This is a genomic window from Amnibacterium sp. (assembly GCF_036559085.1).
In the GTDB taxonomy this organism is placed as follows: domain Bacteria; phylum Actinomycetota; class Actinomycetes; order Actinomycetales; family Microbacteriaceae; genus Amnibacterium.
The window spans coordinates 38,325-45,797 of the sequence record NZ_DATBTU010000035.1 but is presented as its reverse complement, the minus strand read 5'-3'; the positions used below and the strand labels follow the sequence as shown (position 1 = coordinate 45,797).

Here is a 7,473-nt window from a genome sequence, read left to right as displayed (position 1 = left end):
GGCGCATCGGGCTCGGCCTGGCGCTGCAGCCGCGGCACACCCTCGCCGGCGAGGAGGTGCCCGGCCGCTATCCCGAGCTCGCGGCCGCGGTGCAGGCGGGCGAGGTCGGCCTCGAGTCGGCGCGGATCATCGTGGAGACGTTGCAGTCGGTCCGGCGTCGGGCGGATCGCGAGCAGCTGCCGGTCGCCGAGGCGGCGCCCACCGAGGTCGCCTGCGAGGTCGGTCCCGAGCTGGTCCGGATCCATGCCGACACCTGGCGCGTCTACCTCGACCCCGACGGCGCCGAGCCCGACGAGGACGAGCAGCACCGCAAGCGCTCCTTCACCCTCGGCCGCGAAGGCCTGCACGGGATGACCCCGTTCCGCGGGCTCGCCGGCGCCGAGGACGCCGCCGTCATCCGCGCCGCGTTGCACAGCGTCCGCCGGGGCGTGCACTGGCAGCGCGAGGACTGCGACGAGACCGACGAGCTCGAATCCGGGTGGCGGGAGACCGAGGGCGAGCGGCGCAGCAAGGCCCAGTTCGACTTCGACACCGTGATCGCGCTGCTGAAGGCCGGGATGTCCGCCTCAGACGACGCCAAAGCCGGCCCGACCAAGCCCGGCCACGAAGTCATCGTCACCACCACACTCGCCGACCTGCAGGCCGGGCGGGGCTGCGGGAGCATCGACGGGGTCGCGGCACGGATCTCGATCCCGTCCGTGGAGCGGCTCGCCTGCGGCGGCGGCCTCCGGCTGCTCGTCACCGGAGAGGCGGGCGAACCACTCGCCCTCGGCCGCGCGGAGCGCCTCTTCACGCCCGCGCAACGCAAGACCCTGGTGGTCCGGTACGGCGGATGCGCCTACCCCGGCTGCACCGCCCCGGCCGCGGGGACCGAGGCGCATTACATCGAGTGGTGGCACCGCGACGACGGCGGCACCGACGTGCAGAACGGGGTGCTCCTCTGTGCGTTCCACCACCACCTGGTGCATTCCAAGGCGTTCCAGCAGGAGATCCGGGTCCACAACGGCTTCCCCCACCTCGTCCCCAAACGATGGAACGGCCCACCCGAACCCCGCCACCGGATGCAGACCCGCCCGAGAGGCGCACCACCCACCCACGCGAAAGCGGCCTGAGCGCCTCAGGTGCGAGAGGCGGGTGGGCTCAGGTGAGCCCGAGCAGGGCGAGCACCGGGCCCAGGTCTCGGCCCGCAAGCACGACATCGGCGCGGGCCCGGACGGCCGGCTTCGCATCGAAGGCCACCCCGAGCGCCGCGGCGTCGAGCATGAGCAGATCGTTCGCGCCGTCGCCGATCGCGACCGTGCGCCCGAGCGGGATGCCCAGCTCCGCGGCCCAGCCGAGCAGCGCGTCCCGCTTCACGCCGGCGTCGACGATCGGGCCGTCGATGCGCCCCGTGAGCCGCCCGTCGACGACCCCGAGTCGGTTCGCGCGCCACCGGTCGAGCCCGAGCTCCCGCCCGAGCGGGTCGAGCACCTGATCGAAGCCGCCCGATACGGCGCACACCGCGCCGCCCGCCTCGTGCACCGCGGCGATCAGGGCCGGTACGCCGTCGGTCACGGTGATCCGCTCCCGCACGTCCGCGAGCACGGCCTCCGGCAGCCCCTCGAGCAGCGCGACGCGCCGCGTCAGGCTGCCCGCGAAGTCGAGCTCGCCGCGCATCGCGGCGGCGGTGATCGCGGCCACCTCGTCGCCGACGCCGGCGGCGTCCGCGAGCAGGTCCACGACCTCCTGGCCGATCAGCGTCGAGTCGACGTCGAGGACGACCAGCGGGCCGCGGTTCCCGGCCCTCACGGTCGGACCCGGACCCCCTTGCCGACGACGGTGATCCCGCTGTCGGTGACCGTGAAGCCGCGCTCGAGGTCGCGCTCGCGCTCGATGCCGACGCGTGCGCCGTCCTCGATCACGACGTTCTTGTCGAGCACCGCGCGCTGCACGACCGCGCCGCGGCCGATCCGCACCCGGTCGAAGAGCACCGAGTCGGAGACGGCGCCGCCGGACTCGACGATCGCCCACGGGCCGAGCACGCTGTTCACGATCCGCGAGCCGCTGAAGATCGAGCCGGGCGACACGATCGAGTCGTGCACGACCGTGTTGTTGCCCCAGCCGTCGCGGTTGAACTTCGCGGGCGGCGAGTTCAGCGTCTGCGTGTAGATCGGCCAGGACCGGTTGTAGAGGTTGAAGACCGGCAGCGCTGACACGAGGTCCATGTGCGCGTCGAAGAACGACTCGATCGTCCCCACGTCGCGCCAGTAGTAGCGGTCGCGGTCGGTCGCGCCCGGCACCTCGTTGCGGATGAGGTCGTAGACGCCGGCCTGGTCGTTGTTGACGAAGTAGGGGACGATGTCGCCGCCCATGTCGTGGTTCGAGCCCTCGAGCTGCGCGTCCTCGCGGACGGCCTCGATCAGCGCGTCGGTGTCGAACACGTAGTTGCCCATCGAGGCGAGCACCTCGCCGGGGGAGTCGGGCAGGCCCTCGGGGTCCTTCGGCTTCTCGAGGAACCGCTTGATCCGCGTCGGGTCCGCCCGGTCGACGTCGATCACGCCGAAGGAGCTGGCGAGCTCGATCGGCTGGCGGATCGCGGCGACGGTCGCGCGGCGCCCGGAGGAGATGTGGGCGTCGATCATCTGCCCGAAGTCCATCCGGTAGACGTGGTCGGCGCCGACCACGACGACGATGTCGGGCTGCTCGTCACCGATCAGGTTGAGGCTCTGGTAGATCGCGTCGGCGCTGCCGGCGAACCAGCGCTTGCCGAGCCGCTGCTGCGCGGGCACCGAGGCGACGTAGGAGTTGAGCAGGCCCGAGAGCCGCCAGGTCTCCGCGACGTGGCGGTCGAGGCTGTGCGACTTGTACTGCGTGAGCACGACGATCTGCGTGATGCCGGAGTTCAGCAGGTTCGACAGGGCGAAGTCCACGAGCCGGTACACGCCGCCGAAGGGCACGGCGGGCTTCGCTCGGTCCTCGGTCAACGGCATGAGCCGCTTGCCCTCGCCGCCGGCGAGCACGATGCCGAAAATCTTCTTCGATGGCATGGCCACACCGTATCGCCCGGGGAGGGCGCGTGGCTGGCCCCCGACCGGGACTTCCTGCGACCTCCGGGCTAGGGTGACGGCCATGCGAGTCGACCTCTTGACCAGGGAGTATCCGCCCGAGATCTACGGCGGAGCAGGCGTGCATGCGGCGGAGCTGGTGAAGGCCCTCCGGTCCCGGATCGAGGTGCAGGTGCGCTGCTTCGGCGAACCCCGCGACGAGCCGGGCGTGACCGCCTACCGCACCCCCTCGGAGCTCGACGGCGCGAACGGCTCGCTCACGACCCTCGGGGTCGACCTGCAGATGGCGCAGGGCGCCGCCGGGACCGACCTGGTGCACTCGCACACCTGGTACGCGAACGCCGGCGGGCACCTCGCGAAGCTGCTGCACGGCGTCCCGCACGTCGTCACCGCGCACAGCCTCGAGCCCTTGCGGCCCTGGAAGGCGGAGCAGCTGGGCGGCGGCTACCGCATCTCCAGCGCGATCGAGCGGACCGCGTTCGAGGCCGCGGATGCGGTCATCGCCGTGTCGCGCGGCATGGGGGAGGACATCCTCCGCAGCTACCCGGGCGTCGACCCGGCCCGCATGCACGTCGTCTACAACGGCATCGACCTCGACGCGTGGCGCCCGAACCCGGACGCCGATGCCGTCCGGGCGCTCGGCGTGGATCCCGACCGGCCGACCATCATCTTCGTGGGGCGGATCACCCGCCAGAAGGGCCTGCCCTACCTGCTGCGGGCGGCGAAGCGGCTGCCCGCCGACGTGCAGCTCGTGCTCTGCGCCGGCGCCCCCGACACGAAGGAGATCATGGCCGAGGTCGCAGGCCTCGTGCAGGAGCTGCAGCAGGAGCGCAGCGGCGTCGTGTGGATCGAGCGGATCCTCCCGCGCCCCGAGCTGACGGCGCTGCTGACCGCCGCGGACGTCTTCGTCTGTCCCTCCGTGTACGAGCCCCTCGGGATCGTGAACCTCGAGGCGATGGCCTGCGGCACCGCCGTGGTCGGGACCGCCACCGGCGGCATCCCCGAGGTCATCGTCGACGGCGAGACCGGGCGGCTGGTCCCCATCGACCAGGCGACCGACGGGACCGGCACCCCGCTCGACGCCGAGCGCTTCGTGTCGGACCTCGCCGCCGCCCTCACCGAGGTGGTCGCCGACCGGGCGACCGCGCAGCGCTACGGTGCCGCCGGCCGCGCCCGCGCGGAGGCCGTCTTCGACTGGGACGCCATCGGCGCCCAGACCGTGTCGATCTACGAGGGCTTGCTCGCCGGCTGACTCAGCGCGCCCGCATCCGGTTGTTCCGGGCGTCGTGCGTCAGCTCGGCCATGCCGAGCGCCTCGAGCAGCGGCGGCAGGTACATGCCGAAGCGCCCGCGGTAGCCCTTGCGGAGCCCGTACCAGCCGCCGACCGGGTTGCCCGGGTCGCGCCCGAAGGCCTCCACCGTGCCGTCGGCGGCGGGCTTCTGCTCGTCCGCGGCGCCGAGCGGGACCCAGTCGCCCTGCGCGACGAGCCATCCGTGGAGGTCGTCGATCGCCTCGGGGCGGTAGCGCAGGGTGGTCGAGCCCACCTGGCAGACGATCGCGGGCGGGTCCGCGTCCGGCTCCCGCCACATCCGGTACTCCGACGTGCCGGGAGGCGTGGTGAGCACCCACGGGTCGTCCTTCGTGCCCTCGGCCATCGCCGGCACCTCCTCGTGTCGGAGCACAGTCGACCACGCGCCGCGGTCTCGCGCCTAGCCCCTCCGGAGGGATTCGCCCGGTTCGCGCTCGGTAGGGTTGAGGCCATGCCTGTGGTGTTGCAGCTGACCGACGTCTCCCTCACCCGCAACGGCACGACGATCCTCGACGGCGTCTCGTGGAGCGTGGACAGCGCCGAGCGCTGGGTGATCCTCGGACCGAACGGCGCAGGCAAGACGACCCTGCTCCAGCTCGCCGCCGCGCAGCTGCACCCGACCCGCGGCACCGTCGAGGTGCTCGACTCGAAGCTCGGCCGTGCCGACGTGTTCGAGCTGCGGCCCCGCATCGGGTTCGCCTCCACCGCGATGGCGAAGCGCATCCCGGCCTCCGAGACGGTGCTCGACGTGGTGCTCACGGCCGCCTACAGCGTCACCGGCCGGTGGAGCGAGCAGTACGAGGACATCGACACGCGGCGCGCGCAGCGCGTGCTGGCGGAGTGGCGGCTCGACCACCTCGGCGAGCGGCGGTTCGGCGACCTGTCCGACGGCGAGCAGAAGCGGGTGCAGATCGCCCGCGCCGTGATGACCGACCCGGAGCTGCTGCTGCTCGACGAGCCCGCCGCGAGCCTCGACCTCGGCGCCCGCGAGGAGCTGCTGCAGCTGCTGGGCGGCTACGCCAGCGCGCCGGCCGCGCCCGGGATGGTCATGGTGACCCACCACGTGGAGGAGATCCCCGTCGGGTTCACGCACGCCCTGCTGCTCCGCGAGGGCCGCGTCGTCGCGGCCGGCCCGATCCCCGAGACGATCACGTCCGAGCGGATCGAGGAGACCTTCGGGCTGCCCGTGGAGATCACCGACCGCGACGGCCGCTACGCCGCCCGGGCCTCCTTCGGCTGACCCCGCCTGGTAGGATCGACGGTCGGCCGCGATAGCGGCCCCGTCCGGGTGTCCACGATCCCGGCCACGATCTCGCCTCCCGCAGAAGGATTCGCATGAAGACCGGCATCCACCCCGAGTACCGTCCCGTCGTGTTCCGCGACCTCGCTTCCGGCGAGACGTTCCTCACCCGCTCGACCGTCGGCTCCGGCAAGACCATCGAGTGGGAGGACGGCAACACCTACCCGGTGATCGACGTCGAGATCTCGTCGGCCTCGCACCCCTTCTACACGGGCAAGCAGCGCATCCTCGACTCGGCCGGCCGCGTCGAGAAGTTCAACCAGCGCTTCAAGAACTTCGGTCGCTGACCACTTCCGCCTCAGGGCCGATCGAGCTCGTCCGGGCGCCTGAGGCGCCCGCACCGGCCCGATCGGTCCTCTCAGCGTCGCTGACGCCCGCTCGCCTCGCGCGCGGGCCGGTCCTGCTGGCCGCGGCGGCGCTGCTCGTCGTCCTGCTGGCGCTGTCGCCGGCCTACGGGTACCACCGCGACGAGCTCTACTTCCGGCTGCTCCCCGCCGCCTGGGGGTACACCGATCAGCCGCCGCTGACTCCGCTGCTCGTGCACGGGATCTCGCTGATCGTCGACACCGTCTGGGCGATCCGGATCCCCGCGGCCCTGGCCGCGGCCGCGTCGGTCGTCGTCGTCGCGGCCATCACCGGCGAGGCCGGCGGCGACCGACGGGCGCAGGCCCTCGCCGCCTGGGGCTACGGCTTCGCGGACTTCACGTTGCAGCTCGGCCACGTGATGCTCACCGCGTCGCTCGACCTGCTCGTCTGGCCGCTCGTCCTGCTCCTCGCGCTGAAGGGGCTGATCCGGGACCGCACGGGCTGGTGGCTCGCCGCCGGCCTCGTCGCGGGCCTGAGCCTCTACAACAAGCTGCTCGTCGTCGTGCTCCTCGTGGGCATCGCCACGGGCCTCCTCGTGCTCAAGGTGCCGGGGCGCACCTGGCTGCGCGCCCTCGCCGGGGCGGTGCTCGCCCTGCTGGTCGGGGCGCCCAACCTGATCTACCAGGTGGTCTCGGGGTACCCGCAGCTCGCGATGGGCTCGGCCCTCTCCTCGGCGAACGGGATGCTCGTGCGGCCGTTCATCGTGCCATTCCTGACCGTCCTGCTCGGCCCCACGCTCGTGCCGATGTGGGTCGCGGGACTCGTCGCCATCGCCCGGCGGCCCGAGTGGCGGCCCCTTCGGCTGCTGAGCGTGGCCTTCGCGGTCGCCGTGGCGCTCGTGATCGCGATGGGCTCGCAGTTCTACTACTGCTACGGGGTGCTGGCCGCGGTCTTCGCGGTCGGCTGCATCCCCGTGACGGAATGGGCGTCGACGCGGGGACGGCGACACCTGGTGATCGCGGCGGTCGCGGTCAACGCGGTCGTCTGCGCCATCGTCTCCCTGCCGATCGTGCCGCTGCCCGTACTCGGGCTGACGCCGATCCCGGCCTGGGACAAGGTCGCCCGCGACCAGGTCGGATGGCCCCGGTACGCGGCCGAGGTGAACGCAGTTCCCGAGACGCACCAGCCCGGCACCGTGGTGCTCACCGCCAACTACGGCGAGGCGGGAGCGCTCGAGCGCTTCACGCCCGCGCTCGCCCCTCGGGTGTACAGCGGGCACAACGGGATGCACGACCTGCAGGCGCCGCCCGCCGCCACGACCACGGTGGTCGCCGTGGGCCGCACCCTCTCCTGGCTGCACGGGGCGTTCCGGTCCTGCCGCACCGTCGGCCACCTCGACAGCGGACTCGCGGTGCACAGCGAGGAGCAGGGCGCGCCGATCCAGGTGTGCACCGGCCGCACCGCGTCGATGTCGTCGATCTGGGCGCGGGCCGCGCACCTCGGCTGAGCCCCGG

8 protein-coding genes are annotated in these 7,473 nt (G+C 72.6%); 5 read left to right on the top strand and 3 right to left on the bottom strand.

Features of this window, described 5'->3' with window-relative positions:
• Positions 1 to 1,112 (top strand): DUF222 domain-containing protein (locus VIG76_RS06695; protein WP_331952378.1); only part of this gene is annotated, 1,112 nt, incomplete at its 5' end.
• Between the two features lie 28 nt (positions 1,113 to 1,140).
• On the opposite strand, the gene serB is transcribed toward VIG76_RS06695, so the two are convergent.
• Both serB and glgC read right to left on the bottom strand, forming a co-directional pair.
• Positions 1,141 to 1,788, bottom strand: coding sequence for a phosphoserine phosphatase SerB (gene serB, locus VIG76_RS06690; protein ID WP_331952376.1), 648 nt, complete (start codon positions 1,786 to 1,788; stop codon positions 1,141 to 1,143).
• Complete coding sequence (gene glgC, locus VIG76_RS06685) at positions 1,785 to 3,026, bottom strand: glucose-1-phosphate adenylyltransferase (RefSeq protein ID WP_331952374.1); 1,242 nt, start codon at positions 3,024 to 3,026, stop codon at positions 1,785 to 1,787. Before glgC ends, serB begins: the two co-directional genes overlap by 4 nt.
• A gap of 82 nt (positions 3,027 to 3,108) precedes the next feature.
• Here glgC and glgA point away from each other — a divergent pair, with 82 nt between their 5' ends.
• The gene (glgA, locus tag VIG76_RS06680) at positions 3,109 to 4,296 is read left to right on the top strand and encodes a glycogen synthase (RefSeq protein WP_331952372.1); all 1,188 of its coding nucleotides are present in this window, start codon (positions 3,109 to 3,111) and stop codon (positions 4,294 to 4,296) included.
• A 1-nt stretch (position 4,297) separates the two neighbouring features.
• Here the strand turns inward: glgA and VIG76_RS06675 are convergent, their stop codons facing one another.
• A complete protein-coding gene (locus VIG76_RS06675) occupies positions 4,298 to 4,699 on the bottom strand; it encodes a DUF6855 family protein (RefSeq protein ID WP_331952370.1) in 402 nt (133 codons plus the stop codon).
• A gap of 105 nt (positions 4,700 to 4,804) precedes the next feature.
• On the opposite strand from VIG76_RS06675, the gene VIG76_RS06670 reads away from it, so the two are divergent.
• The 3 genes from VIG76_RS06670 (at position 4,805) to VIG76_RS06660 (ending at position 7,466) form a co-directional block, all read left to right on the top strand.
• On the top strand, positions 4,805 to 5,593 hold the full coding sequence (locus tag VIG76_RS06670; RefSeq protein ID WP_331952368.1) for an ABC transporter ATP-binding protein: 789 nt from the start codon (positions 4,805 to 4,807) through the stop codon (positions 5,591 to 5,593).
• A 95-nt stretch (positions 5,594 to 5,688) separates the two neighbouring features.
• Positions 5,689 to 5,940 (top strand): type B 50S ribosomal protein L31, encoded by a 252-nt coding sequence (locus VIG76_RS06665; protein WP_331952366.1) that lies wholly within the window; start codon positions 5,689 to 5,691, stop codon positions 5,938 to 5,940.
• Entirely contained in the window at positions 5,937 to 7,466 is a 1,530-nt protein-coding gene (locus VIG76_RS06660) for a glycosyltransferase family 39 protein (RefSeq protein WP_331952386.1), read from the top strand. Before VIG76_RS06665 ends, VIG76_RS06660 begins: the two co-directional genes overlap by 4 nt.
• Positions 7,467 to 7,473: the final 7 nt, after the last annotated feature.